Source organism: Ktedonobacter racemifer DSM 44963, assembly GCF_000178855.1.
In the GTDB taxonomy this organism is placed as follows: domain Bacteria; phylum Chloroflexota; class Ktedonobacteria; order Ktedonobacterales; family Ktedonobacteraceae; genus Ktedonobacter; species Ktedonobacter racemifer.
Map to the genome: position 1 here is coordinate 722240 of NZ_ADVG01000003.1, position 24922 is coordinate 747161.

Genomic DNA, 24922 nt, shown 5'->3' on the forward strand with positions numbered 1-24922 from the left:
GCTGGGGGAATTAGTGTTTGCTCTCTTCGGGCATACGTTCGCGTTGGAGCACCGCGTCCAGGGCGTCCAGAAAGCTCTTTGTTCCCTGCTCGCGATATTCCGGCTTGTCCTCCCCATCGAAAAAGGCCCCCTGCTCCGTGTAGATCAGTCGCGTGCCAGTGGCGGATTTCTGAAACTCCACCGTCGTTACGGAGACTGATATCCGCGTCTCATCGCGATCCATAATGTAGGTGTAAGCGATGCGCTGGTCCGGCACAATGTCCTGGTAGTGGGCATCGTAGGTGTAGGTCACTCCTTCATGCGTACCGCGATTGAATTCCCGTCCTCCGACTCGGAAGTCAAATTCGTCGGCCTTTGGGAACCACTGGGCTTTGGCCTCGGGGTTCGCCCAGGCAGCGAACACTCGTGCAGGCGAGGCACCATAGGTACGCTCGATGACGAAAGTAGTGTGCTGTACAGATCGTTCGTTCATGATTTTCTCCTTTAGTCTACTCATCCGGATGTTCGGCAAGGTAGTCGCCAAGTTTGTCGAGGTGATGCTCCCAACTCGTTCGCCGCTCGGAGATCCACTGCTCGGCTGTGCTCAACACGGCTGGCTCGATACGGCAGGTGCGCACCCGCCCAACCTTCTCAGATCGGACGAGGCCGCTCGCCTCCAGCACCTGAAGGTGCTGAACGACTGCTGGAAGCGACATAGCAAGTGGCTTGGCGAGTTCGCTGACCGACGCCGGTCCCTGACTCAACCTCTCCACTATGATTCGCCGAGCTGGGTCTGCCAACGCGTGGAAGATGAAATCAAGCGAGACATTATAGTTAAGCATGTACTTAACTATAATGGACAACCCGGAATCTGTCAAGTGCCTCCGCAGGGTGTCAGCACGAGCTGCTCTAAGAGCCTGTTTTGCAATACAGGTAGCGGGAGTCCACTCTCTGCTCAATGTGACTTTGGGTTGTTTACCGGTTTTGGTGTGCCTGGGCAGAATCTTTCTTGAAGAACCCATTGGCTTCTCGGTGGGAAATAACTTTGAAACAGAGGAGGTCCCATGATTGTATTTCCAGGAGGCGAAAGCACAGTACCCGGCTATCTTGCGTTGCCCCAAGGTGGCCAAGGGCCAGGGGTCCTGGTGCTGCACGAGTGGTGGGGGCTGACGGAGCCGTTCAAGCAGGTCTGCGACCGGCTCGCAGAGGCGGGTTTTGTGGCGCTTGCCCCCGACTTCTACCGTGGCAAGACGACCGCGTCGATCGAGGAAGCCGAAGCGTTGGGCGCGGAACTGGATCGGAATGTGAAGCGCTGGCGCGGCGACATCGTGGGCGCGTTGCAATTCTTGCGCCAACACGGCGCGACCCGCCCGACAGACGGTCGCGGCGCGTTCGGCTTTGTCGCTTTCTCACTGGGAGGCTCCTACGCGCTGGATATGTCGATTAATCTGGCCGAGGAGATCGCCGCCGTCGTGACCTTTTATGCCACCTATCCTGGCCTGGACTATCACGGCGCGAAAGCGGCCTACCTGTGCCACTTTGCAGAGGAGGATCCCTACGTGTCGGCGGAGTCCGCCGTGGAAATGGAGCAGGCACTTGGGGCAGCAGGAAGGCAGACGACCTGTTATACGTATCCAGGAACCAGGCACTGGTTCTTCGATGCCAATCGTGTGGAGGCCTACGATGCTTCTGCCGCTGCCTTGGCATGGGAACGAACGGTCGCCTTCCTGAACGCCGAATTGCGCCGCTAGCTCCGGACAGTTCCTTGGAGAGGTAGTACTCACGTGGGGAGTAGTGCTCATGCTGTCGCCTTTCTGCCCAGCAAAACACGCTCTCAATTGATGCGCTCCAAGAAGCGGGCTGCGAGAAATGGTTTGTGGACAAGATTACCGGATCGAAGGCCGAGCGGAAAGGTCTGGACGAGGCGCTGGCTTATGTGCGGCCAGGAGATACGCTAGTAGTGTGGAAGTTGGATCGGGCAGGACGCTCATTGGCTCATCTTATTGACCTGCTTGGGAGCCTCAATGAGCGAGGCATTGGATTCCTGAGCCTCACGGAGCAAATTGACACCACAACGCCAGGAGGGAAGCTGATCTTTCATCTGATGGGAGCGCTGGCCGAGTTTGAGCGTGATCTCATACGAGAGCGCACTAATGCGGGATTAGCTGCGGCGAAAGCCAGGGGACTGAAAGGTGGGCGACCAAGAAAACTCAAGACCAATGGGAAAGTGGCACTCGCCCGGCAGATGTTTACCGATGAGCTATCCGTGGCACCCGGCTGGAAGGTTGGAGGCTGGACATCCTTTAGCTTCCGAGATGCCGAGCCAGCGATCTGTCCCTGCGGGACTCAGATGCAACCCCTGCTGAGGATTGATTCCACCGAGTGGCACGGGGGTAGTGGCAGCTGGATTCCCATCGAGGACCAGGCCCTCGATAGAAATCCTGGTCGCAGCTCCCCCCCCCACGGGAGCCGGTTATGGTCACCATCGGCCGCGGTTACACAATGCAGATCTACACCTGCCCCGCATCGGTCGATCATCCGCACGTCGCCTGGATGCAATGACCCTCTGGCTCACCTGCCCGCAGACGAGAAGGAGAGGCGCCAGATAGTCTGGCCACGCCTCTCGCCATGAGGCCAAGACCTTCAACCTCTTTGGCTTCGATCTCTCTCAACCGTTTTCCTTTTCCCCAAGCCGGCCAATTGACAAGGGATTGAGAGAAGAATCCAGATAGGGAGCGGTTTTCCCAGGCGATGAATCGCCAATTCCCATGATTCAGATCACATTCCCACCCTTCAGTGCAAAATCTGTCCACCCTTCAGTTAATTTACCAAGTGTGTGTTGGGAAACACCTCCTGGCTCAAAAGCCCATATCTGGATCACAGGAGAGCATTCGCGCCTGCGTAGTATTGGGGTAGTAGTGTATGTATGAGCAGAAAACAGCTTTCGCCGTTTTCTGCTCATACATACACTACTACCCCAATAGATGCTTCATACTTGGTTCTTCAGCAGGGCCAAATTGTTCAGCTATTTACTGCCGGGTAGCTGGATGATTGGCTTGTTGATGCTCTCGAACTCACTGGAGAGACATTCCATAATTATTTCATCGTAGAATTGGCCGCCCCAACACCAGGCCTCGCGTCTGGTACCCACAACGCGGAAACCAGCTTTGGTATAGGCGCGCTGCGCGGCAATGTTATAGCTGTAGGTATGCAGAACAACATTATGCAAACCTAGGACGGTAAAGCCATAGTCCAGGATCAGGCGCGTGGTCTCAGTTCCATAACCCTTGTGCCAGCAATCCTTTTCACCGATGAGAATTCCATAGGTCGCGTTACGGTGAATATGGTTAATCTGGCGTAGTTCGGCGATACCGATCATACGCATGGTTGTATGCTCATAGATAATAAAGCCAACGTGGTTTTGTCTCTCTCCCCCGGCTTCACGCTCAATCTCGGCCCGCGTCTCCTCCAGCGATTTCGGCATAAGCGGATCGCCTGAAAGAAGGGTGACCTCGAAATCGTTCAGCCAGCGATGAAGTGGCGTCGTCAGGTCCAGGTGAACCGGTCCCAACGCTACCTGCTCACCAACAATATTGAAGACATACTGTTTCTCTGTCTGAGGTTGAGCCTCTTGCCTCTCGTAAGACATAAAATAATCCCTTGTGAAATGAATTTAATTTACGACTGCTTGCTTATACATGAGCAGCATCAGCATCTCTATTGCTTCCTTGCGCCATCATCTATGATAACACAAAGCCTGGATTAGCTGTAGCACATTATCTGCAACGCTCAAAGGCAAAGGGTGTTTTGTAGGGATTGGCAGTTTCCTTGACAGGGAGGCTCAACAGGGGCTACACTATATTCATCAAATTAAATAAACGTAAGCGTCTAACGTCAACCAACGCACATCGGTACAGCCCGCGATAGCATAGAGGGCTGTAGGATGTGGAGGTTGGCGCTTTTTTGTTCTTCCACTATCCTAACACCTCTTATGTCTTAAAGTATCTCTTCAAGACTTCTCGCCACTATGTGGCTCGCAGGGTAGGGCTGGTGTGGAGTGGAAATGCCTTCGGCATTTCCACTCCACACCAGCCCTACCCCAAGTAGGTTATCGCGGGAGACATTTTCTAGATCAAGGAAAACACATGGAACCTATCGCAGATGAAACGGCAGTATCAGAAGATCAAGCCAGAGATATTTCTCCTCCTGTAGAAACAACACACACTTCCACCAGCGCATTACAATTTCTCGACTTTCGCCTGCTTTTTAGCGGCGTGGGTCTGGCAACGTTTGGGCAACAGATGCTTTCCGTCGCCATTGGCTGGGAATTATATATCCAGACGAAGTCCGCGCTTGTGCTTGGAGGAGTCGGACTGGCCCAGGTGATCCCGCTTATTATCCTCTTCCTGCCCGCTGGCTATATCGCCGACCGCGTCAATCGCAAGTATATTGTGCTTGTGGCACAGCTCGTCAACGTGCTGGCCTCTCTAAGCCTGGCGCTTCTCTCCTATCTGCATGGTCCGCTGGTGCTGATCTATTGCTGCCTGGCGGCGATAGGCGGCGCCCAAAGCTTCAGCCAGCCAGCCAACTCGGCGCTGGTCTCGCAGGTCATTCCAGAGGCGGCCTATGAGAACGCCATGACGTGGCGCAGCAGCATCAATCAGCTCTCAGCCGTAATCGGGCCTGCGGCGGGTGGCTTTCTGATCGGCTTCTTTCAGGGTGCGACTCCCGTCTACCTACTGAGCAGCGGCTTCTTCCTGACCTTTGCCATCCTGCTAATCTTTATCCATGTTCAACCACAAAAGAGAGCCCTGGGCGAGGGGCGCAAGCTCAGCTCACTCGTGAGTGGTGTGCGCTTCCTTGGACAGACCAAGGTCATGCTGGCGGCGATTACGCTCGACCTCTTCGCGGTCCTGTTTGGCGGGTCCGTCGCGCTCCTGCCCATCTACGCGACCGGCATCCTGCATGTTGGGCCTGTGGGGCTGGGATGGCTCCAGGCCGCAGACTCTATTGGGGGCATCGCGATGGCGCTCTTCCTGGCACGCCGTCCACCCTTCAAGAGGGCTGGCCCGGTGCTGTTGCTGGGGGTAGCCGGATTTGGCCTGGCAACGATTGTCTTTGGCCTCTCGCACTGGTTCTGGCTCTCATTCCTGGCACTGATCTTCATTGGCGCCTTTGATAACATCAGCGTCGTGATCCGTTCGACCCTCGCGCTGGTGCGCACTCCGGACGAGATGCGCGGCAGGGTGAGCGCGGTCAACTCGCTCTTCATTGGCACCTCCAACCAGCTAGGAGGTTTTGAATCGGGACTCACGGCCCAACTCCTTGGTCCCGTGGCCGCGGTCGTTGCTGGTGGCATTGGCACCCTGCTAGTCGTGCTCATCGTCGCGGGCGCTTTTCCCGACATCCGCCGCCTGACCACGCTGCGCGAGACGCCGCAGGAGTAACGCTCCTGGCGTACGCGGCTACTTTGGAGAGTAGCCGCGTACGCCAGGAGCTCAAAAGGAAGTGCCTTTCAGTATCTTCTCATCCAAGGGCAGTAAAGCGGGCCAAATTTGACCGCTTTTCGTGAGATACTCTCACAAGAGAAATTTGTCGTTGCGAACTATGAAAGGGTACTTCCATGACTGCACAGCCTTTTAAGACCATCGTCCTCGACCTCCTGCAGCAGGGGCATCGCGATAAAGAAGCTTTTTTGCAGGAGCTAAGCGAGACCGAACAGAATGCCATTGGGACGCCAAATCTCTGGTCTGCCAAAGATCACATGGCTCATAGGACCTTCTGGCATCGGGACTTTGTACGCAGGTTGACTGCCATCCAGCAGCATCAGGAGATCCCGGAGAGCGAAGAAGACGAGGACCGGCTCAACTCGAGGAATTTTGAGGAGCACAGGCTTCGCCCATTCTCAGAGATACTTGCTGAATCTGAGCGAGTCAACACCGAACTCATCACGTTAATTGAGCAACTCAGCGAAGAAGATTTGACAGCCCCGGGTCGCTTCCCTTCAATTTCCGGGGAAAGATCTTTGTATACATCCTTCCTGGGCGGTTGCTACGAGCACGACCAGGAGCATCTTGCGCAGTACTATTTCGACCATCACAACTTTCCTCGGGCGATTGAGACCCGTGAGAAGTGCGCCAGCAGAATCATTGAGGCTAAAGTGCCAGAATGGGTGAAAGGGAGTTTCCTCTATAATCTGGCCTGCTTTTACACGCAGTTGAACCAACTGGAGAAAGCTGCCGCGCTCTTACAGGAAGCGTTGACACTCGCTCCTCGTCTCAAAGAGCGCGCAAAGAGCGATCCTGAACTGATTGCGTTACGCGATCAATTGGAAAGCGAAAATCTATGAACCTGCCTGCTGCCTGGCTATCGACAGGAGCAGATGCGTAGCGCATATCGTGATAGCAAGCAATTGGGTGGCTATAGGATCTATGAGCGTGTATTGCGAGTAAGGAGCGCCCGGCTTGTCACCGGCTGTATTGGAGGAGTGTATACACGCCCTGAAGTTCGTAATCAGGGCGTGGCAAGAGCTCGATTGCCAGACTGTCCTGGCGCTACCAGAGAGTTCCTGCGGAAAGTCAGGAGATCCCAAAGGCTTACGTGTATAGTGTGCCACCCACCTCGTCTGTGGCGCGTTGGATGGCTGAGAACCTTGAGGTTGTCGATATCTCCACCTGGGATAATCCTACCTTTGGCTAGTGCATAATTACGAAACCTTTTCGGAAAGAACAAGATGTGGCTCATAGGAACATCCAAAGTAGGCACAGACTCGTGCGGCAAGCTGTTTGGCGGTAAGCAGCCCATCATGTTCGACTACATTGCGTTTGGCATGGACCCATTTGGGCTCAATGGGATTGAGCCAAGGGCTTTTCGTGGGCAGAAACAAAGGCAGAATACGCACGCCCTTGCCCTCGGCTTTGACCAGGCTGTTGTGCTCTCTGATCCAGGTCCGCACCATCTTGCTCACGTGAAAGGAGGCATTATCCCAGATCAGCAGCCAAGAAGTCTTGTTTTGAGCTTGTAGTCGAGTGCAACACCACTCCAGAAATTGGGTGGTGATGGCGCTGACGGGGCGTCCGGTCACGAAGCGCAGCGACATCTGTTTGCGAATCGGATCATCGATCGGTCCCTGTTGCCACAATACTCCATAACAGGCGAGAGCTTTGGGATCAGGATCACCTTTTTGCCACGTCTGTTCCACCAAGCGCACGGGTTGATCTTTCCCTTGCCAGGCGGACAGACGAGGAAGAGCGAACCTGCTCCACCACACCTCGTCCACAAACCCGATGACGCAGCCTGGTTGGGTGCTCGCCCAGGCCATCAGCCGATCGCGTGCGTTTTTTTTTGCTGGTACTGGGGGTCGGGGCTGGTAATCCAGTGTTTGGCACGCTTCCAATTGGTCCCTAAGCTTTGGAGCGCTCAGCGCACGCTCGCCACCGACGTTTTGTGGGGGATAATGCCCTGCTCGAAACTGATCTTGGCCGCCAGTTCCAAGGTCCACAGGCCACGGTCGAGTCCAAAGTCGTGGGGACTGCGGTGCAAGAGCGCTTTCAACCGCTCGGCCGCTTCGATGGTGAAGGTCGTTCGGAGTCGATGGGGACGCGAAGACCCCTCTTTGAGCACGGTGAGTCCAGCTATATTGAAGCCTTTGATCGCATTGCGAACGGTCTGGTCGTCGCAGCCCAGATACTTGGCGATAGCGGGGGCGCGCTCCCCACGGGCAGACGCGAGCAATATTTGGCTGCGTCGCAACACGAAGGCATTGGACGAACGCAACCCCGCCTGGATCTGGCTGTGTTCGTCTTTGGTCAGTGGTCGAATAAAAATGGGGGCTTTCATGCCCTCTATGATACCACATTTCCTATGACCTTTCGTCAGAATGCACTAGGCAGTGCACGAGCAGACCTTTCGTCATCGAAACGCGGGCTGGATGGCTCGCCTCGTAAGCCTGCCTGCGCTGACACGAGCCATGTTGCCGGAATGGCAGGCCCACTGGCAGCGTTCGCTGGCCCACTGGTCGGGAGAAATATCTTTTACTATAGGAAAAGAAGCTTTTACATTACGTATCTCCGGTACAAATCTCAGTTTGCTGGATACATCCAACGTAGCACCGGATACACTCGCGATGACGCCCCAGACCTTCATGCAGGCCATATTTGGCTATCGCCCCATCGTCAGCGCGATACAAGCACATGAGCGCATGCTGCCCGGCGATCACGTGACTGTGCTCGCGATCCTCTTCCCCGCCGGGCAGACCTGGATACCAGCGTCAGATTGGTTTTAGGAGGCTGACTGAGCCTTTCTGGTGGACCTTCTTTCGATGATCTGGCTGGTGTATTGGCCGCCCCATGTGAGCATGGCAAGCAGGATTGGCTCCAATGTCTTGCCAAAATCGGTCAGAGAGTATTCAACCTTTGGTGGAATCTGCTTGTAGATCTCACGATGCACGATGCCATCTTCTTCTAACTCCCGCAATTGAAGAGTTAACATCCTTTGTGTGATAGTAGGGAGTTCGCGTTTGAGTTCACTGAAGCGCCTGGGCCTCTCCAACAATTTATAGAGGACGATGCCCTTCCATTTTCCGCCGATGACATCGAGCGTTGATTCAACTGGACAGATATATTGGCACAACTCGTTTTCCATCTCTCCATTCCCTCGCTTTAGTACCTTTTTTGATACTATAGCACATAATTGTGCGTACTTGCCGTAATTAAGGGCTCCTTCTATACTGATGTCATTCATTTCTCATGAAAGGATGTGACCAGAATGATTTTGAATGATACATTACGGCAAGCTTTGTCCTCAGGGCATCTCGCTCACCTGGTGACACTGAATAAAGATGGCAGTCCGCAGGTCTCAGTCGTTTGGGTTGGCCTTGATGGCGATGAAATTGTTTGCGCTCACTTCAATCTCTACCAAAAATTGAAGAATATTCAGCGTGATGCCCGGGTTGCACTCTCAATGGCAACGAGCGGAAAAACGAATGGACTGGATAACTATCTTGTTATCAATGGTCGTGCCAGGATTACCGAGGGTGGTGCCCCCGAATTGCTGAACCAATTGGCCCAGATCTATATCGCCCCGGGCACAACGTACGCGCCTGATGGAGCGCCACAGGGATATATTACCCGTATTACTGCTGAGCGTATCCATGGCAATGGCCCCTGGAACGAGTAGCACTAAAGAACCAGGCCAAAGGTTGTCCAGGCGAAGTGAGCAGTGTGTCGACGGCTCACCACTGACGCGAGACGCTATGAGGAGGCGTTTCGCGTTATGCGTCAATCACTCACCGAAGCTGGTGCGCGGTTAATTGGCGGATTGCAGATGGTCTCAGCGGATGAAACTCGCCAACCGCTGCCAATGCCTTGCCAGGTGAGTATGACGTGTCCCTGGCATTTGGATGTATAGCCGTGTTTGGTTGCGTAGAAAGAAACGGGATAGGTGATGGTGTTACCACTACGGGTGGGTTGGCCCAGGGAGAGATCGGTGACGGTACCGCTATTATTAAGGATGGATGATGTAGCCTCCCTTTAAATAAGGCTACTACTTGCCCGCTACTGGCGTACTCGGCTACTACTAGTTATGCGGACGCAATAGTCAAGCCATTCTCCAATTTGGGATACTGACGGTTAACATTCTCTGCTTTTCCCTGGGGCATATGGCCGTTTTTGGGGAGAAACTGGAGTATGTCCAGCATTATCGCATATACTTATTGATAGATAACGATACAATCTGGAGAAATACTAAGCGCGGCGTCATCTCCGGCGAGAGGAAACGCCGGGGCGTGCGGCGCCAGATATATAGGGATATTTAGAGGGATATTTATGTCGGCAGCTACGATGACGTCTTTTCTGGCCATGTTGATGTTGCTTATCACCGCCGTTGTGGGGGTAAGCGCCTGGCGAGAACATAGGCATAACAGGCAGGTGCTTGCCACGCAGAATCGCCTCCCGGCCCATCCGCTCGACCGGCATGTGACCGCTATTTTGCACCTCAACGAGGGCCAGATCGTCTCTATCGAGAGTCCAACGGCCTCGCTGCCGTCAGTCGCGACTCGCTCTCCCTGGTCGACGCATAGGCGCTCGCTGGTCTCCGTAGGAGTGCTCGTGCTCTTTGGCTTAACCCTCTTTCTCCAGGTAGGCCTGGCGGGTGGGACGCTGGCGAAGTTTTCGCAGGGTACCCTGGATGGACAGTACAGCAATAACATAAGCTATTCGCCCTCCGGGCATGTCCTGGAGCAGCCCGCGAAGACCAACCCGGGCAATCCAGGCACTAACGAGCCGGTATTTCTCGACGCGAGCGCGCGCCTGGTCCGCCTCGACTCCGCCGATTCCAGCCAGTACGCCACGCTCTATGAGCGCCAGACCTGGGTCTATTCCTCCTGCTCGGGCTTCGCCATGGTGATGGTCTTTGATGCCTATGGGCGCCACCTGATTGCCTCCGATGTGTTGCAAGAGGAGCTAAACCTGGGCGTCTGGAGCGTCGATCAGGGCCTCTTGCGTGAAGAGGGCATCTCCATGACGGCCAACTACTTCGGCTTCAACACCAACTGGGGCCACACCATGACGCTCCAGCAGGTCATTGATACCGCCAATAGCGGCAAGCCTGTGATTGTGAGCGTGCGCCATCCGACATACTATCCCTATGGGCATATCTTCGTGGTTCGCGGTGGCGATGCGCAGAACGTCTATATCGCCGATTCCGCCCCCACCAATTTCCACAGCATGTCACGCGCCATGTTCCTCGGCATGTGGCAGACCTTCAGCGCGGTCGTGACCCCACGCTAACTAAGTGGTCGCGTACACCAGTAACAGGCCCGCTACTGGCGTACGCGACTACTTGCACAGCTTATAATTGATTTTTCCAGGTAACAGGCATATCTGTGTAATCCCGCCTTAATTAGGGTCAATTCTCGCCGCATAAGCATATATACTGGGGTCATAACATCACACTTTGGAGGAACAACACTTATGTCTGGAGTAACCGATTTCGATTTTCTTCTTGGCTCCTGGAATATTCGCAACCTGCGGCGGACAAATCCCTTCGCACCTGAGAAAGAAGGCGTATGGGAGGAATTCTCGGCTTCTTCCACAAGCGCCAAACAGCTTGATGGTCGAGTGCGGGTCGAGCAGTATGAGGCAACGCTGCCCAATGGAGAACTTGTGCAAGGAATGACCATTCGCGCCTTCGACCAGGAGACACAGCAATGGTCGATTGTCTGGCTCGATAATCGCAATTCACCAGATTTCAGGCCGCTATTGGGACATTTCGAGCAGGGTGTAGGCCTTTTTTATCAAGTCATCGAATCTCCGCTCGACGGAAAGCCAGTACATATCCGCTTTATATGGGACCAGATCACAGAGGAGGGTGCTCGCTGGCAGCAAGCCTTCTCCTTTGATGGTGGTCAGACCTGGGATACGAACTGGACTATGGACCACCAGAGACAGTAAGTAGCGCTACTTACGTACGCGCCTACGCGTTACCCTACGTCATGCTATGTGTAGGGTAACGCCCGCCTAGAAACGAGTTATTTTGAATGTTTGATATCGCGCTGGCGACCTGTGCTAGCTTACCTGAACTAGATAGTGATAACGCTCTGCTCATTCCTGCCCTGGCCGAGCGCGGCCTGCGCGCCCGCCCGGTCGTCTGGAATGCTCCAGAGGTGGACTGGTCGCAACCGCAAATGACGGTCATTCGCGCGACCTGGGATTACCATCACCAGCGTGCTGATTTCCTCACCTGGGCAGAGCACGTTGCAAGCCTGAACGCGCTCTGGAACCCGCTGGACATTCTGCGCCGGAATACGCATAAGTTCTACCTGCGCGACCTGGAAGGGCAGGGTATTCTTATCGTTCCAACGCTCTGGCTGGAACAGGGAGCGCAGGTCAATCTTGCCTCTTTGATGATGCAACACAATTGGAGCAGGGTGATACTCAAGCCAGCGGTCTCCGCCAGTGCCCACGCGACTCTCCTGATAACAAGCGAATGCGTAGAGGCGGGGCAGGCCCATCTTGAGCAGTATCTCCCAGGCAATGATATGTTGCTCCAGCCCTTTCTCTCAACCGTGACCAGCTCGCGTGAGCGCTCCCTCATCTTTATCGATGGAGTCTTTACGCACGCCATCGAGCGCGCACCCGCACTCAACCTGGATGCCTCCGCAGAAGATCGGCTGATCACCGCGCAAGAGGATGAGTTGAGCCTCTCGCAGCGGCTGCTTACCCTTCTGCCCACGCAGCCTTTATACGCCCGCGTGGATCTTATCCACGATGAAGCGGGAATGCTCCGCCTGATGGAATTGGAGCTGGTAGAACCCGGCTTATGGCTCGCCCTCGCGCCCCACGCCGTCGAGCACTTCGCCGATGCCATCGCGCGCAAGGTGAAAGTGGGACGACGCGTACTTTAGTAGCGTCGTCCCCTCATGGACCCTACACGGCCTCGGCGGCTGCGAGATGCACTAACTCTGCATCCTTGGCATCGAGGGCTAAGACTTTGCAGGCCTGGGGTGGGAAGCTGACATGCACCTGGCGGCCTGGTGTATAGCTTGCAGCCTGGCGCGTGGGAATATCAACCAGGAGCGTTGTGGTTTCATCGATGCTTACATGCAGGCGCGTAAACGGCCCTAGAAAGGTGCGGAGGTCAATTCTTCCCGCCAGAACGTTCAGGTCATCGTGAGTGTCCTCATCAACCTGGACAGCAATATCTTCAGGGCGAACCATGATCAGGACTCTCTCGCCGTCGCGGAATTGAGAGAGGGGAGAGACGTTCAAGGTCCGTGTGCCAACCTGGCATAGACCATTGGCCGCCGACTCGATGATCCCGTTGAACTGGTTACTGTTGCCGACAAAGGTTGCGGCAAAGGCTGTCTGAGGCTGATTGTAGATGTTTTCGGGAGCATCCAATTGTTCAATTTTGCCCTTTGCCATCACCGCAATGCGGTCGGAGAGCGAGAGGGCCTCTTCCTGGTCATGGGTGACATAAATAGCCGTTATCTTCAACTCTTGCTGGATACGACGAATCTCGTTACGCAGTGAGATTCTGACCTTGGCGTCAAGCGCCGAGAGCGGCTCATCAAGCAACAAGACTTTCGGCTCGACGGCCAGGGCACGCGCGAGTGCGATACGTTGTTGCTGCCCACCCGAGAGTTGATGCGGGTAGCGCTGCCCCATCTCGGCCAGTCCAACGAGTTCAAGTAATTCGGCCGTGCGTTTCTTAATAACATGCTTAGGCTGATGTTTAATAGTCATGCCAAAACCGATATTATCCTGAGCGCTCATATGCGGGAAGAGAGCATAGGATTGAAAGACCATCCCCATCAGGCGTTTATTGGCCGGGCGGTTGGTGATATCTTCGCCATCAAGCAAGATGCTACCAGTTGTAGGTGTTTCAAAGCCCGCGATCATACGCAGGAGCGTGGTTTTACCACAACCACTCGGCCCAAGCAGAGTCAAGAACTCGCCCTGCTTAATCGACAAGCCGATATTGTCGACAGCAGCGGTATGCCCAAAGTGCTTGGATATATCTAGTAGTTCGAGAAAAGCCATCTCTTATTCCTTATCTGTAAAAGCACGATCCTCAGTTATCTTCCACCGCCAATTTCAACGGTCTGTCCTTTGCCCTGAGTTCTGCTGCGCACCAGTACGAGGATGCCGAGGACACAGAGCAGCGTGATGAGAAAGCTCATAATGGTGAGTAAGGCAGCCTGGTGAGCGTCGCCCTGTCCAATCTGATTCAGATACACAGGGAAGGTATAGATGCCTGAGAGCACGGCAATAGTAAACTCACCCATAGCGGTCGAAAAGGTCAACAGGGCGGCGCTGATAACACCCGGCCAGATATTTGGCAAGATGATGGTGAGAAAGGTGCGCCACCAACCACATCCCAGGTTTGAGGCCGCCTCAGAGAGCACCCGCGTATTGAGCGCACGCAAACTGTTATCGATAGGGCGATATATAAAAGGGAGAGCAATCACCACGTAGGCGAAGATCAATAGCTGTGGCGTATTGACGATAGTGAACGGCTCATTACTCAGTAAGGGGACCAGCCCGAGAGAAAGCACATCAATCCAGGTATGGGAATCGCCAAAAACCTCCAGGTAGCCCAGTGAAAGAACGATTGGCGGCACCGCAAAAGGCAAAAGGGAGAGAAACTCCAGCAGGGGGCGAGCCTGGGGAAGGCGCAGCTGCACCCAGTAAGCGGTAGGCGTAATCAACACAACCGCGATCAGCGTCGATGCAATAGCCAGGCCTAGCGAGAGAAGGAGTGTTTTCGAAAAGTCGCCATCGCTGAACACCTGTGTCAAGACACCGATGTTGAAACGGGAACCATCGTTAAGGCCAAAAACCAGGGTCGCTCCGAGCGGGATGACAAGGTAGAGAACCACCAGAAACAGAACGATTTTATCTAATGCCAGGGAAAAACTTTTCGCCTGTTGTTTCATATCACTTCCTCTACCTTCCCTGCCAGGTGCTGGCGCGGCGCAACATAAACACATAGAGAGAGACAGAGATTACAAGGACAAGAATCATCCCCACAGCCAGGGCATTTCCCAGGCCTACATCGACACTCACGTTGCCTGCAACCGCGAAGCTAATCAGGATCGTAACGAGGTTAATATTGCCTTGTGCCAGCGCATAAGCCGTGGCAAAGGCGCCAAAGGCATTGGCGAAGAGCAACATCAGTGCCGCGATAAGCGATGGAAGGAGAATCGGGAACGCCACCTTACGCCAGTAGGTAAAAGTCGATGCGCCCAGATTAGTCGCCGCCTCGCGCCACACATTCCTTAAAGCACTTAACGCGGGAACAGTGATCAGTAGCATGAGCGGCAGCTCAAAATAGACGTAGGTGAGAACCAGGCCCCAGAAATTATACAGATTGAAGCCCAGGTCATAGAGATTGACATGGAACCACGTCTTAAAGAGCACCGTCACAAAGCCCGTCACGCCCAGCGTTGAAACAAAGGCAAAGGCCAGGGGAACGCCCGAGAAGTTAGCGGCCAGGCTGGAGAAACCTATGAGCAGATTACGCAGCCAGCCAGTACGCATGGTATAGACGCCATAGGCTGCGATAAAGCCGACGACCACGCTAATAAGTGCGGAGACGAGCGAGAGCGAGATGCTTGTCTGGAAGGCACGTAGCGTGCTGGGTTGCGTGAGAATCCGCTGATAATTGGCCAGCGTTACAGTTCCCTGATCGTCCGTAAAACTGCTCTGAAGAATGACAAGGGTAGGTAAAATTTCAAACAGCAGGCAAAACACAAGGAACGGGGCCAGGCCCAACCAGCTTACCGTCGAATACCCCCAGCGTACGCGAGAGCGGCGCTTCGCAGAGCGGCTAAGCGTGGTCTGGGTAGTATCTGTACCTGAAATAACAGGAACGTCCATCACACCACCTTCTAAAAGAGCATGTGAGGGCGCAAGCATACATCCTGCGCCCTCACGACGATTCTTAAAGCCTCTCAATGAAGGAGAAGCATGAAAAAGCGCTTACTGTCCAAGCACCTGGGACTGCCAGTTATTGGAGAGCGCGGTGGCGGCAGCATCAAGCTTGCCGAGGTCTGTAACGAACTTCACATTAGCATACTGCTCGGCTGGTGGAAGTTTGGCCGCCAACTCGGCTGGAATCTTGCCAGCCTTCACCAGGGACTGGTAGCGGGCAGGGTGGGCATAGCCCTTCAGGTAGTTCAACTGGCCCTCGTCCGAGAAGATATACTCCATCCACAAGCGAGCCGCGTAGGGGTCTGGGGCAGTTTTGTTGATAATGGAGACATAGGGACCAGCAATAGAGCCATCCGAGGGAATAATAACCTTTAGATTGGGCTTGCCCTTGAGTTGATCGCGGAAGCCTAAGCCCAGGTAGTCCCACATGATCGCGATGGCGACCTCGCCCTTTGTGACATTGGCCACGCTAGAACGAGCAGCGGTAAAATTACCCTTTTTCTTAAGCTGAGCGAAGAAATCAATGCCTGGCTGAATGCTATCAAGGCTACCGCTCGTCGCCAGCGCGGCACTGTAGACAGCGATAAAGGCATCGTTGGCTTCACGTGGATCGCCATCAATACCAACCATATTCTTGTAATCGCCATTGAGCAGATCCTTGAAAGAGGCTGGCTCATTCTTTACCAGGTCTGTATTGATGACAAAAGCCTGCGCGCCCCAATACTCGGTACACCAGTTGCCCTTGGGATCCTTCAGTTCGGCGGGGATATCATCCCACTTGGAATGTTTATATGGAGTAACCAGTCCCTGCTGAACAGCCTGTGGACCGAATTTAAAGCCGACATCGCCGATATCCCCATGGGGATGAAGCTTTGACTTTTTGAAGACCTCCAGTTCCTGGGCCGATGAAAACTCAGCCTCAGCCTGGTACTGTACCTTGACATACTTCGAGGTATAGGTATTCAGGATATCTTTATAATCAGCCCATTCGGGTGGAATACCAATTGCTTCAAGCTTCCCCTCTTTTTTCGCCTTCTCAAGAAGCGTCCCGATAGCGATTGGCCCGGCAAGGTCAACGGAGGAGGCGGTAGTGGTGGTTGAAGTGGTGCTACCACATGCCGCTAAAAAGGCGGAGAGAGAGGCGGCGGAGAGGCCTAAAGCACCCGCCTGTTTGAAAAATAAACGGCGATCATAATGCTCATTCATATCTACCATAATGCATAGCTCCTGGTCTGAAAAATTGTAATGCATACTTACGCAGCGAGACATTCAGTCAGGCGTCCAATACATCCCGACTGTTGCGCAGCTGCGAGTAAGGTATACAAGACAGCAAACAGAGAGTTATCCGATAGATACAGATTGTCAGAGCAGAGAAAGTCGATATCATCGAAGGCAGAGAAAAGATCTTCTTTGATACCTAGCAGACAGTGTAGTGTTGAGCTTTCAAAAATACAATAGCTATTTATCTACAATTTTCATATATATGTAGACATTTTAGCCATAATTATTTCCTTAATATAATGTTCACAATAAAATTACCAGATAAACATGTTTCTTAAAATCTACTTAATATTAGGCGTGTACATTCTGACTACAGAGAAAAAGAGATACAGATCTGACAGAGATAAACAAATAAGCACGACGCCACGAAAGTACGCATCACATATAATTCATTACATGTAGATGCGTACTTTCGTGGCGTCGTGCTACACGCGGCTTCATGCCTCAGCACATAGCCTTAAGGGCGCGAGGGACGGTCGCCAGAGGCGGGTTGCAGGAGATAGCGACCTGCCAGGTTCTTCAAGAGTGGATCGAGCAGAGTGCCGGTGGCTGCGAGCCGTAGCGGGACGCGCCTCACCTCGGCCTCGCTGACAATATTCACCAGGCGCAGCACCTCGCCACGGATGCGCTGTAGCTCTTGCTCTGACTGGCTGGAGCGTTGCAGGCGTGCAAGCAGGGTATTCAGCGAGGAGGCGACCGTCCAGAGTACATTCTCTTGCGCAAGTGGGGTACGCACGGAGAAATTGCCGTTTGCCGCCTCCACCAGCGCCTGCTGAATTTGCTGAATACCGTACTCCAGGTCACGCTTCTGCTCGGCTAGCGCGAGTTGTAAACGCTCAACTTCTTCGATGCGGTTCACCCGCTTAAAGGCCCGCAGGGCGCCGCGCACCCATAAGTAGGTTACGACCGCGACGACGATCTGCAAGGCGATAGGGCGCACAAGCAGAGTATATGACATCGAACGCCAGAGGTGTTCGAGGTCGGGGGCGTGCGTTTGCAGGAGGATATCTCCCCAGATGCAGCCAATATTGAGGGCCGCCACAAAAAAGACGCTGCTCGGTGGGAGCAGCGAGACCGCCAGCAGTTCTGAGAAGACGAGCAGGTCAAACGTGAGAAAGCCATTCATGTCCAGCATGCCACTTGGCGAGGTAATCAGGTTGAGCATGATAGCTGTATTCGCCGTAATAACGCTTATTATTCCGACTGCGGTCACATGTCCCCGGCGATTTAGGAAGAGAGCCAATAAGCAAATGCCAATAGCGGTCAGAATAATGGGAAATAACAGGGGATTTTTAGCGAGGAGCGCGAGTCGGATAAAGGAGACAAGGACAACCAGCATAAGAAGAAGGATAAGGCTGGCGAGACGAGACCGGCGAAGCCTATCCTGCGCGGCGAAAGAGGTTTTGGCCTCTGTTTCAGAGGGAGTGGCAACCTGATACCACCAGTTTAATGGTTTTATAGAGCTGGTCGGCTGGGCCGGTTGAGAAGAAACAGTTTTCAATACATTGCTGTTCTTGTCTTCAAAAGGAGACAAATTTCTGCTATCCATGCGAGCGAAGCTCCTCACGCCACAAGGCTCTGGCGATACATATGCCTATTAATTCATAGAAAAAGCGCTTTTTATATACCTCACCTATTTTGCTATATATTTGTATATAAAACAAGGGAGCGTAGTACTATTTGAGGGGTAGAATTTAAGGATGTGTTGAGCCAAAAGAGGTGCAGGAGGGTTCCCTCCTGCACCTCTTTTGGCTCAACACATCCTTAAGATGCTGAAAACAGCTATTTATCGCGATGCAGTTTGAAGAAGAAGGGTTGCTCCATGCCTTTGAAGTCCATAATGCCCAGAAGCGTGTCTTGATCAATGAGGCGGAAGGTATCGCAGATCGGCAGGTTGTCATAGAGCATGGAGGCACTGACTTTGCCGCGATACTCTACCATGCGTACTCGCGCCTTCGCCTGGCGGGTCTGCAAGAGGAAGCGCGCCATAAACAGCAACTGGCGCGTCAGTTTGTTGCGTAGGAAGGGCAATTTGAGTCCGAGCGAGAGGGGCAGTCGCTTGGGGTCGAGGGCGAAGATCTGGTTATGATTATCAGAAAATAACAGAGGGTGAACATGGTCGCGATCAATAAACTCTTTGCCGTACCAGCCAAAGGTCGCTAACATCCCATCCATTGGGTGATGGGTGGAGACCTCGCTCCCACGCCACCTGCCCAACATGGTCTCGATCTCGACGCTTGGCAGGCCGTCGCACAACTCAAGCGCTTCTTGCAGGCTCATGCGATCCTGGTATGCGCGCTCTCGCAGCTCGTCTGCTTGCCTGGCATCTGTCATAGATGTTCTCCTCGCTACTTGCGTACGCGGCTACTGGTTTATGTAGTGGTTGAATTCATGGCGTGAGTCTTCGGTAAAGGCCAGGTTAGAGATTTGTTGCGTGATAACCTCTCGCGAGATATTATATCGCCGGGCATAGAGCTGGTCGATGGAGCCAAAGATGGCCTCCTCGTAGGATAGCTGAAGGTGAGTGCAGGCATCGCGTACGGCCTGTTCAGATGATCCCTCGACCTCGACGAATGGCTCTAAGAACGGCCAGGTATCAAGAGTGATTTGCACGCCATCCAGGTCCCATAGCTCACGCTTGCTCTCCTGGTATGCGCGTCTGCGGCATCCCAACATACTCAGTAACACCGAGGTTTGCTCAAAATCGTTGACTTCGATTTCGAGCTCTTGTTGTAGTTCGATGGCCTGGCCTGTGATCGCTTTCAGCGTCAGGGTAATCCGATCTCCCTCGTGCCGCAGACGCAACCATGCGCCAGGAATATCCTGTCCCTCTGGCAGGTCAAACACGTAACGCTTCTGGAGAAATTCTTCGCGCTCCAGCCGGGCCTGACATTGTTTGAGGCGCTGGCGTATCTCCTCCAGATCGACATCAGGAAATGTGGCCTCATATTCAGTACGCATGGCTCTCGCTTTCTTGCCTGGCCTAAAAATCGACGCACATCAATTATACTTCCTCGCCTGTTTTCACACCAGGGCTTTTTCTATTTCCTCATGATACAATAGGGGACACAAAAGTTGAAAGGCATCGATATGGCATCAACATCTACCAGGCCGCGGGCTGCTGCCGCGGTTCTCCGCAATCACAACCAGGAAATACTGCTGGTAAAACATCGGTGGCGTGATGGAAGTTATTCATGGATCTTACCAGGTGGTGGGCTCTTGCCACAAGAGAGTCCCGAAGAGGCTGCGCTGCGTGAACTGGAAGAGGAAACAGGCTTAAAAGGAAAGATTCTCCGTTTCCTCTTTACCCTTCCATACGATCTGGGAACGTCGTCTATCTTTCTCGTCGAAATTGATGCTGATGCAGAAGTCACTCTAGGATACGATCCGGAGGATGCAGAGGTGGAGCACAAAATGCTAGAGGATGTGGCATGGCTCCCTACTGAGACCATCTCTGACCATCCTGAGGTGCAACGAGTGCTTGCCTGCCTTCAAGAGATTTAATATTTCATCACCACACATGCCCCAGGCTTACCGCAAATAAGACATAAGGTGTCATTTTGGCGGGCTATACTGCTTAATACGACCTTGGAACGGATTAGTCTGAAAGGAGTCGGTTTATGCGGTATGGTCTTTCGCTCCCGAATGGTGGCGTGTGCGGGGATGCACGGGTGCTGGCAGAGTTGGGATGCCTGGCGGAAGAGGCGGGCTGGGATGGAGTGTTCGTCGAGGATTATATTGTGCATCAGAGTGATGGAGCGGTGCCAACTTGTGATCCCTGGATCGCGATGGCAGCGATGGCCATCGGCACGAAACATATACGCCTGGGAACGTCAGTTACGCCATTAAGCAGGAGGCGTCCATGGAAGGTGGCGCGCGAGGCGCTGGCACTGGACCAACTGTCAAATGGACGCTTTATTCTAGGTGTGGGTTCCGGCGACGCGGGGGAGGCTGGTTTTACTCGGGTCAATGAGGTGAGCGATGCTAAAGAGCGCGCGAAGATGCTGGACGAGGCGCTAGATGTCATCGTGGGGTTGTGGAGCGGCGAGCCCTTCAGCTATGAGGGGCAGTATTACCAGGTGCGGGAGATGACCTTCCTGCCAACTTCGGTGCAGAAACCACGCATCCCCATCCTGGTCGGTGGAGGCTGGCCGCTAAAGGGGCCATCACTCCGGGCAGCACGCTATGAGGGATGTTGCCTCTACAAGCAACATGAGCCGGGAGATGACAGCGATTGGACGCCCGATGAGGTACATAGACTCAAGGAGTTCATCGAGAGCCATCGCAGCGAAGAGCAGCGAGGAAAACCCTACGAGATCAAGCTTGGAGGGCGCAGCCGCTCGAAAGACTGGGAGCAGGATCGCGCCCTGATGAAATCCCTGGCCGATGCGGGAGTTACCTGGTGGGTAGAGTACATACCCGCTGGCGACCTGGAGACCATGCGCGAGGGCGTATTGCGCGGGCCATTGCGGGTTGAGTAAGGGGACGACGCGTGCTTCAGCAGCGTCGATCAGGCACGCCACCTGCTTCTACATATCATGGCGCGATATGCTCGTACCATAATATGAAGACGCGTGCTTCAGCAGCGTCGGACACATCTTAGAACGTGACCGGCAGGGCCGCGAGGGCGCGCAGGGAACCGGCATCCTTGTAGGCGATCTGCTCTGGGGACACTGCCAGGCGTAGGTGGGGCAAGCGACGGAGCAGGGTGCCGATGGCGATCTGGCCCTCCAGGCGGGCGAGGGGCGCGCCCAGGCAGAAGTGAATGCCTTTGCTAAAGGCCAGGTGCTGGTTCTCCTGGCGCAGGATATTCAAGACTTCGGGATCCGCGAATTCCTGGGGGTCGGTGTTAGCCCCTAGCAGAGCGCAGCGCACCATCTCGCCCCGGCGGATCACCTGGCCATGCAACACGATGTCTTCCAGGGCCCAGCGCGGAGCGGTAAGGCTTACGGGAGTGGTATAGCGTAAAAGCTCCTCGATGGCCGAGGGAAGCAAGCTGGGATCAGCGCGTAGAAGCTCTAGCTGGTCCGTATGCTCTAAGAGGGCCAGCGTACCGTTGCCAAGCAGGTTCACCGTTGTCTCGTGTCCAGCCGTAAGCAGCAGAAAGATCATGGAGATAAGCTCATTCTCGCTCAGTTTATCACCCTGCTCTTCGACGCGCACCAGATCGCTTGTCAAACTGTTGTCTGGATGTTTTCGCTTTGTAGCTATCAGTGCTTTGACATAGTTGATGAATTCTGCCTCGGCGGCCCGGCCTGCGTCCTGTTTCTCGGACGAAAGCGCGGCACCCTGGCTCTGCACGATGGTCTGGGTCCAGGTACGGAATTGCTGGCGGTCTTCCGATGGGACGCCCAACATTTCCGAGATGACGTTAATGGGCAGCGGAAAGGCAAAGTCGGCGACCAGGTCCATCTCTCCCTGCTCCTGAACGGCGTCGAGCAGGTCATCCGCGATCTGCTGGATACGTGGGCGCAACTGCTCGATCATGCGCGGGGTAAAGGCTTTGGAGACCAGGGTGCGCAGGCGGCTATGATCTGGAAGATCCGTGTTGAGCAGGTGCCGCATGCCAGCGAGGGGCACATAGCGCGCAGAGTATCCTCCACCAGGACTCTGCTCATGCCCTGGGGATAGAAGCTTCTGCATGTCTATGGTCAGGCGCGGATCTTTCAAAAGCGCGATGATGTCCTCATAGGTGGTCGCCAGCCACATATCCTGCCCCATCCAGTTCCAGCGCGCGAGAGGTCCCTGCTCGCGTAGGCGCGCATAGGCCGGGTAGGGATTATGTTTCTGCGCGAAAACTTCCTGTAATGTGATTTCTGTCATTTTGTTTATATTCCTTTCCAGTGCCTATCCATTAAAGCGTTTTGGAAAAGAGGAGAGAGCGGGGACACCCCGCGCCCCGGCAGGGGAGAACCCCTGCACCCCCTTTCCGCCTGTCTCCTATCATTCTGCACTAGTTTTGTGGCGCGGTGGGATCGGCCATCATACCAGCGACCACAAAAGCTACGATATACTCGCGAGCGCTTTCCAGGCCCTCGCGAGATGAGAGATCCTCTCCTGGTAACAGCGTCTTATATAAAGGTAGGGAGGCGAGATAGGTCAGGCATAACTGCGTGATCGTCGACAACTGGATCGCAGGCAGATAGTCTGACCTGAGCAGTCCCGCGCTGCGCGCCTTATGAAAGAGGCGCTCAAACTGATCAAGATCTTCATTAGGAAATTGTGAGGCAATCTGGGTATAGGTCTGCCAGCCCTCAGCCATCTCCCAGGTCATGATGCGTACAAAACGCGGATGCTCAAGCAGATAGTCAAAAAGAGTGTAGAGCATTGATTCAAGGAAGGACCTGAACTGCGGGGCCTGGAGAGCAAGGGTTTCGTCCGCCAGCAAAGGCGCAAAGACGCGAGCCAGGAGGATATTCGATTCCTGGTCGGCCCGCTTGAGCACCTCGGCATAGAGGCCAAGCTTATCGCCAAAGTAGCGAAAGATCAGCTTCTTATCATAGCCCGAGGCATGGGCAATTACGTCGACGCGCGCACCATCAAAGCCATGTTCCGCGAAGACGCTCTCCGCTGCCGCCAGAATAGCCTCGCGGCTGGCCTCTCCCCGTCTCTTGCCAGCTTCAGTCATACCAGATTTCTCCTCGCAAAATGTCACCAATTAGTGACGTCACTAACTAGTGACAATAGTACACGGAAATGCGGGATGATGTCAAGGGGGAAAAAGGTCGCGACAAGAGATTGGTGCGGAAATCTCTTGTCGCGACGACAGGAACGCGCTCTACAAGACGGGTAACGTTAGTTTATCCAGGCCATATTTCCAGAAGAGTAAATTGGTTTCTATCATCTGTTCGCCGGGATGATAGTGCTCCCACATGAGCATGGACCAGGCGGGCTGGGTCAGGCCAACATACTTCAAGGCGGCATCGAGATGGGCTTGCTCGTAAGGAGTGAGCGGCCTTATGCTCGTGTAACCTGCATATAAGGCATGATAGAGTTCAGAATTGAAAAGCGCCCAGTAGTCCGACCCGGCATCCTGTTCAACGAAACAGAAGCCGATCACGGTCTGAACGAAATCCATCATTGCGGCGCTCACGCCGACCTCCTGCCAATCGACAAAGGCCACGAGACGCTCCCCCTCAAACAGGCAGTTCGAGGTATCCAGGTCGCCATGTATGATGCACTGGGGAAAGGTAGCTGGCTGAAAATGCTTCAGCGAGTCGATTACAGCTAGCGTTTCACGCAAACGCTCAGTACCATACATATTTACAGCTTTCTCTATAGTTTCGGGCAGATAGCGCGCATCGAGCCAGTGCCGCTTCTCTGGCAGATTGTCACATGGAACTAAGTGCAGACGCGCCAGGACCACGCCAATCTCATGGCAAACTGCCGGTGAGAGGGAGGGATTACGGCCTGGCAAGCGCTGCAAGACGACGGCATCACAATCGGGACTATGATAGAAGACCTGCCCAGAGGATGAGCGTAAGTAGTAAGCCGTGGCGGCGAAGTTCTGCTCTTGCAGGCGTTGCAGGAAAGGCAAACCATTCAGGACATCTTCAAGGGTGGTATTTACGATGATCTTGAAGAGATATTCGCCCTCCTCAGTGGCAACCAGGTAGTTGTGATTGGTTCCAGGCGCGCGCTTATACGAACGTATCTCGCCAAGAGCGAAGTACGCGGCGATAGCAGAGAGTTTCGCCATCAATGGGCGGTCAGATGGGGTGGTCATAAACCTTGTTCCTTTCACGTACATGTGAGGGAGCACGCCAGAGCAGCCACCCAGAGAGAAAACAACCGTGGGCAACGAGCCAGCGCGTTCGCCTCACGGTTGTTTTCTTACATTAGAGAAGCACAAAGGCCGTGGGCGATGCACATATCACCCACGGCCAGCTTTTTCAGTCGTCTTTATCTAGGACTCAATTACGACTCCCGCGCTTCTGAGCCTGAAAAAGGGCATAGTACGGCCGTGGGCCAGGAGCGGAGGAGTGCAATGCCCACAGCAGCGCGTACGAAAACCGTACTTGCGCATAAACTTTACCCTGATATCGGCCATACCTGTCTTTTCAAACCCTTCTTGATTGCAAGAGCCTACAAATATGCTTCTGCTAACTCTACTACGAGAATACCCAAATTCTTCTATCCCGTCAATAGAAGAACAGCCAACCGCCATAGACGCCTCATTAATATTCTGCTGGGAAATTTTATCAGGTTGTTCGAACAAGCCTCCACGA

Annotated in this window: 27 protein-coding genes and 1 pseudogene; 12 read left to right on the top strand and 16 right to left on the bottom strand. The window is 54.0% G+C overall.

The features are described from left to right. Positions 1-10: 10 nt before the first annotated feature. Positions 11-472 (bottom strand): SRPBCC family protein, encoded by a 462-nt coding sequence (locus KRAC_RS32150; protein WP_007914538.1) that lies wholly within the window; start codon positions 470-472, stop codon positions 11-13. 16 nt (positions 473-488) lie between these two features. Continuing rightward, positions 489-821 (bottom strand): ArsR/SmtB family transcription factor, encoded by a 333-nt coding sequence (locus KRAC_RS32155; protein WP_040446146.1) that lies wholly within the window; start codon positions 819-821, stop codon positions 489-491. A gap of 222 nt (positions 822-1043) precedes the next feature. On the opposite strand from KRAC_RS32155, the gene KRAC_RS32160 reads away from it, so the two are divergent. Beyond that, positions 1044-1730: a dienelactone hydrolase family protein gene (locus KRAC_RS32160; protein ID WP_007914540.1), complete on the top strand. Its 687-nt coding sequence runs from the start codon at positions 1044-1046 to the stop codon at positions 1728-1730. Between the two features lie 86 nt (positions 1731-1816). Beyond that, positions 1817-2248 (top strand): annotated as a pseudogene (locus KRAC_RS79840) (recombinase family protein); the annotation flags it as partial. A gap of 756 nt (positions 2249-3004) precedes the next feature. Here the strand turns inward: KRAC_RS79840 and KRAC_RS32170 are convergent. Next, positions 3005-3628, bottom strand: coding sequence for a GNAT family N-acetyltransferase (locus KRAC_RS32170; RefSeq protein WP_007914541.1), 624 nt, complete (start codon positions 3626-3628; stop codon positions 3005-3007). A 496-nt stretch (positions 3629-4124) separates the two neighbouring features. Here KRAC_RS32170 and KRAC_RS32175 point away from each other — a divergent pair, with 496 nt between their 5' ends. After that, entirely contained in the window at positions 4125-5426 is a 1302-nt protein-coding gene (locus KRAC_RS32175; RefSeq protein ID WP_007914543.1) for an MFS transporter, read from the top strand. 176 nt (positions 5427-5602) lie between these two features. Beyond that, positions 5603-6328, top strand: a complete 726-nt coding sequence (locus KRAC_RS32180) for a TPR end-of-group domain-containing protein (protein WP_007914544.1) — start codon at positions 5603-5605, stop codon at positions 6326-6328. A 357-nt stretch (positions 6329-6685) separates the two neighbouring features. Here the strand turns inward: KRAC_RS32180 and KRAC_RS32185 are convergent, their stop codons facing one another. Further along, on the bottom strand, positions 6686-7300 hold the full coding sequence (locus tag KRAC_RS32185) for a transposase (RefSeq protein WP_007914545.1): 615 nt from the start codon (positions 7298-7300) through the stop codon (positions 6686-6688). Positions 7301-7398: 98 nt separating this feature from the next. Beyond that, complete coding sequence (locus tag KRAC_RS32190) at positions 7399-7818, bottom strand: helix-turn-helix domain-containing protein (protein WP_244422377.1); 420 nt, start codon at positions 7816-7818, stop codon at positions 7399-7401. 52 nt (positions 7819-7870) lie between these two features. On the opposite strand from KRAC_RS32190, the gene KRAC_RS32195 reads away from it, so the two are divergent. Then, complete coding sequence (locus KRAC_RS32195) at positions 7871-8263, top strand: GNAT family N-acetyltransferase (protein WP_040445449.1); 393 nt, start codon at positions 7871-7873, stop codon at positions 8261-8263. Here the strand turns inward: KRAC_RS32195 and KRAC_RS32200 are convergent. Then, positions 8260-8622, bottom strand: coding sequence for a winged helix-turn-helix transcriptional regulator (locus KRAC_RS32200; RefSeq protein WP_007914547.1), 363 nt, complete (start codon positions 8620-8622; stop codon positions 8260-8262). The genes KRAC_RS32195 and KRAC_RS32200 overlap by 4 nt on opposite strands. 123 nt (positions 8623-8745) lie before the next feature. Here KRAC_RS32200 and KRAC_RS32205 point away from each other — a divergent pair, with 123 nt between their 5' ends. The 5 genes from KRAC_RS32205 (at position 8746) to KRAC_RS32220 (ending at position 12382) form a co-directional block, all read left to right on the top strand. Then, a complete protein-coding gene (locus tag KRAC_RS32205; protein ID WP_007914548.1) occupies positions 8746-9156 on the top strand; it encodes a PPOX class F420-dependent oxidoreductase in 411 nt (136 codons plus the stop codon). Between the two features lie 96 nt (positions 9157-9252). Further along, the gene (locus KRAC_RS78525; RefSeq protein ID WP_274532142.1) at positions 9253-9387 is read left to right on the top strand and encodes a hypothetical protein; all 135 of its coding nucleotides are present in this window, start codon (positions 9253-9255) and stop codon (positions 9385-9387) included. Positions 9388-9803: 416 nt separating this feature from the next. After that, positions 9804-10766 carry a C39 family peptidase gene (locus tag KRAC_RS32210; RefSeq protein WP_007914549.1) on the top strand — a complete coding sequence of 321 codons (963 nt, stop codon included), beginning with the start codon at positions 9804-9806 and terminating at the stop codon, positions 10764-10766. 183 nt (positions 10767-10949) lie between these two features. Beyond that, positions 10950-11429, top strand: coding sequence for a DUF1579 family protein (locus KRAC_RS32215; protein WP_007914551.1), 480 nt, complete (start codon positions 10950-10952; stop codon positions 11427-11429). 86 nt (positions 11430-11515) lie between these two features. Then, positions 11516-12382: an ATP-grasp domain-containing protein gene (locus KRAC_RS32220; protein WP_007914552.1), complete on the top strand. Its 867-nt coding sequence runs from the start codon at positions 11516-11518 to the stop codon at positions 12380-12382. 22 nt (positions 12383-12404) lie between these two features. On the opposite strand, the gene KRAC_RS32225 is transcribed toward KRAC_RS32220, so the two are convergent. The 7 genes from KRAC_RS32225 to KRAC_RS32255 form a co-directional block, all read right to left on the bottom strand. Beyond that, a complete protein-coding gene (locus KRAC_RS32225; protein WP_007914553.1) occupies positions 12405-13520 on the bottom strand; it encodes an ABC transporter ATP-binding protein in 1116 nt (371 codons plus the stop codon). 35 nt (positions 13521-13555) lie between these two features. Next, positions 13556-14416 (bottom strand): ABC transporter permease, encoded by an 861-nt coding sequence (locus KRAC_RS32230; protein ID WP_007914555.1) that lies wholly within the window; start codon positions 14414-14416, stop codon positions 13556-13558. Positions 14417-14426: 10 nt separating this feature from the next. After that, entirely contained in the window at positions 14427-15359 is a 933-nt protein-coding gene (locus KRAC_RS32235) for an ABC transporter permease (RefSeq protein ID WP_075164426.1), read from the bottom strand. Between the two features lie 102 nt (positions 15360-15461). Continuing rightward, complete coding sequence (locus KRAC_RS32240; RefSeq protein WP_007914559.1) at positions 15462-16628, bottom strand: extracellular solute-binding protein; 1167 nt, start codon at positions 16626-16628, stop codon at positions 15462-15464. Between the two features lie 523 nt (positions 16629-17151). Further along, positions 17152-18243: a hypothetical protein gene (locus KRAC_RS32245; RefSeq protein ID WP_007914561.1), complete on the bottom strand. Its 1092-nt coding sequence runs from the start codon at positions 18241-18243 to the stop codon at positions 17152-17154. A gap of 233 nt (positions 18244-18476) precedes the next feature. Further along, on the bottom strand, positions 18477-19028 hold the full coding sequence (locus tag KRAC_RS32250; protein ID WP_007914563.1) for a DUF4334 domain-containing protein: 552 nt from the start codon (positions 19026-19028) through the stop codon (positions 18477-18479). 30 nt (positions 19029-19058) lie between these two features. Next, positions 19059-19655, bottom strand: coding sequence for a class IV adenylate cyclase (locus tag KRAC_RS32255; protein WP_007914564.1), 597 nt, complete (start codon positions 19653-19655; stop codon positions 19059-19061). Positions 19656-19784: 129 nt separating this feature from the next. On the opposite strand from KRAC_RS32255, the gene KRAC_RS32260 reads away from it, so the two are divergent. Then, the gene (locus KRAC_RS32260; protein ID WP_007914566.1) at positions 19785-20198 is read left to right on the top strand and encodes an NUDIX domain-containing protein; all 414 of its coding nucleotides are present in this window, start codon (positions 19785-19787) and stop codon (positions 20196-20198) included. Between the two features lie 116 nt (positions 20199-20314). After that, entirely contained in the window at positions 20315-21175 is an 861-nt protein-coding gene (locus tag KRAC_RS32265; RefSeq protein ID WP_007914571.1) for an LLM class flavin-dependent oxidoreductase, read from the top strand. Between the two features lie 118 nt (positions 21176-21293). On the opposite strand, the gene KRAC_RS32270 is transcribed toward KRAC_RS32265, so the two are convergent. From KRAC_RS32270 to KRAC_RS32280, 3 genes are all read right to left on the bottom strand, one after another. After that, on the bottom strand, positions 21294-22517 hold the full coding sequence (locus tag KRAC_RS32270; RefSeq protein WP_007914581.1) for a cytochrome P450 family protein: 1224 nt from the start codon (positions 22515-22517) through the stop codon (positions 21294-21296). Positions 22518-22647: 130 nt separating this feature from the next. Beyond that, positions 22648-23322: a TetR/AcrR family transcriptional regulator gene (locus KRAC_RS62920; RefSeq protein WP_007914582.1), complete on the bottom strand. Its 675-nt coding sequence runs from the start codon at positions 23320-23322 to the stop codon at positions 22648-22650. Positions 23323-23472: 150 nt separating this feature from the next. Next, positions 23473-24420, bottom strand: a complete 948-nt coding sequence (locus KRAC_RS32280; protein ID WP_007914584.1) for a phosphotransferase — start codon at positions 24418-24420, stop codon at positions 23473-23475. Positions 24421-24922 lie beyond the last annotated feature (502 nt).

Excerpts from the sequence above, each read along its gene's own strand:
- KRAC_RS32170 (WP_007914541.1), bottom strand. The coding sequence starts at position 3,628 with ATGTCTTACGAGAGGCAAGAGGCTCAACCTCAGACAGAGAAACAGTAT.
- KRAC_RS32225 (WP_007914553.1), bottom strand. The coding sequence starts at position 13,520 with ATGGCTTTTCTCGAACTACTAGATATATCCAAGCACTTTGGGCATACC.
- KRAC_RS32210 (WP_007914549.1), top strand. The coding sequence starts at position 9,804 with ATGTCGGCAGCTACGATGACGTCTTTTCTGGCCATGTTGATGTTGCTT.
- KRAC_RS32240 (WP_007914559.1), bottom strand. The coding sequence starts at position 16,628 with ATGGTAGATATGAATGAGCATTATGATCGCCGTTTATTTTTCAAACAG.
- KRAC_RS32280 (WP_007914584.1), bottom strand. The coding sequence starts at position 24,420 with ATGACCACCCCATCTGACCGCCCATTGATGGCGAAACTCTCTGCTATC.
- KRAC_RS78525 (WP_274532142.1), top strand. The coding sequence starts at position 9,253 with ATGCGTCAATCACTCACCGAAGCTGGTGCGCGGTTAATTGGCGGATTG.
- KRAC_RS32220 (WP_007914552.1), top strand. The coding sequence starts at position 11,516 with ATGTTTGATATCGCGCTGGCGACCTGTGCTAGCTTACCTGAACTAGAT.
- KRAC_RS32235 (WP_075164426.1), bottom strand. The coding sequence starts at position 15,359 with ATGGACGTTCCTGTTATTTCAGGTACAGATACTACCCAGACCACGCTT.
- KRAC_RS32215 (WP_007914551.1), top strand. The coding sequence starts at position 10,950 with ATGTCTGGAGTAACCGATTTCGATTTTCTTCTTGGCTCCTGGAATATT.
- KRAC_RS32160 (WP_007914540.1), top strand. The coding sequence starts at position 1,044 with ATGATTGTATTTCCAGGAGGCGAAAGCACAGTACCCGGCTATCTTGCG.
- KRAC_RS32245 (WP_007914561.1), bottom strand. The coding sequence starts at position 18,243 with ATGGATAGCAGAAATTTGTCTCCTTTTGAAGACAAGAACAGCAATGTA.
- KRAC_RS32175 (WP_007914543.1), top strand. The coding sequence starts at position 4,125 with ATGGAACCTATCGCAGATGAAACGGCAGTATCAGAAGATCAAGCCAGA.
- KRAC_RS32155 (WP_040446146.1), bottom strand. The coding sequence starts at position 821 with ATGCTTAACTATAATGTCTCGCTTGATTTCATCTTCCACGCGTTGGCA.
- KRAC_RS32255 (WP_007914564.1), bottom strand. The coding sequence starts at position 19,655 with ATGCGTACTGAATATGAGGCCACATTTCCTGATGTCGATCTGGAGGAG.
- KRAC_RS32205 (WP_007914548.1), top strand. The coding sequence starts at position 8,746 with ATGATTTTGAATGATACATTACGGCAAGCTTTGTCCTCAGGGCATCTC.
- KRAC_RS32180 (WP_007914544.1), top strand. The coding sequence starts at position 5,603 with ATGACTGCACAGCCTTTTAAGACCATCGTCCTCGACCTCCTGCAGCAG.
- KRAC_RS32230 (WP_007914555.1), bottom strand. The coding sequence starts at position 14,416 with ATGAAACAACAGGCGAAAAGTTTTTCCCTGGCATTAGATAAAATCGTT.
- KRAC_RS32270 (WP_007914581.1), bottom strand. The coding sequence starts at position 22,517 with ATGACAGAAATCACATTACAGGAAGTTTTCGCGCAGAAACATAATCCC.
- KRAC_RS32250 (WP_007914563.1), bottom strand. The coding sequence starts at position 19,028 with ATGACAGATGCCAGGCAAGCAGACGAGCTGCGAGAGCGCGCATACCAG.
- KRAC_RS62920 (WP_007914582.1), bottom strand. The coding sequence starts at position 23,322 with ATGACTGAAGCTGGCAAGAGACGGGGAGAGGCCAGCCGCGAGGCTATT.
- KRAC_RS32190 (WP_244422377.1), bottom strand. The coding sequence starts at position 7,818 with ATGAAAGCCCCCATTTTTATTCGACCACTGACCAAAGACGAACACAGC.
- KRAC_RS32150 (WP_007914538.1), bottom strand. The coding sequence starts at position 472 with ATGAACGAACGATCTGTACAGCACACTACTTTCGTCATCGAGCGTACC.
- KRAC_RS32265 (WP_007914571.1), top strand. The coding sequence starts at position 20,315 with ATGCGGTATGGTCTTTCGCTCCCGAATGGTGGCGTGTGCGGGGATGCA.
- KRAC_RS32260 (WP_007914566.1), top strand. The coding sequence starts at position 19,785 with ATGGCATCAACATCTACCAGGCCGCGGGCTGCTGCCGCGGTTCTCCGC.
- KRAC_RS32200 (WP_007914547.1), bottom strand. The coding sequence starts at position 8,622 with ATGGAAAACGAGTTGTGCCAATATATCTGTCCAGTTGAATCAACGCTC.
- KRAC_RS32185 (WP_007914545.1), bottom strand. The coding sequence starts at position 7,300 with ATGGCCTGGGCGAGCACCCAACCAGGCTGCGTCATCGGGTTTGTGGAC.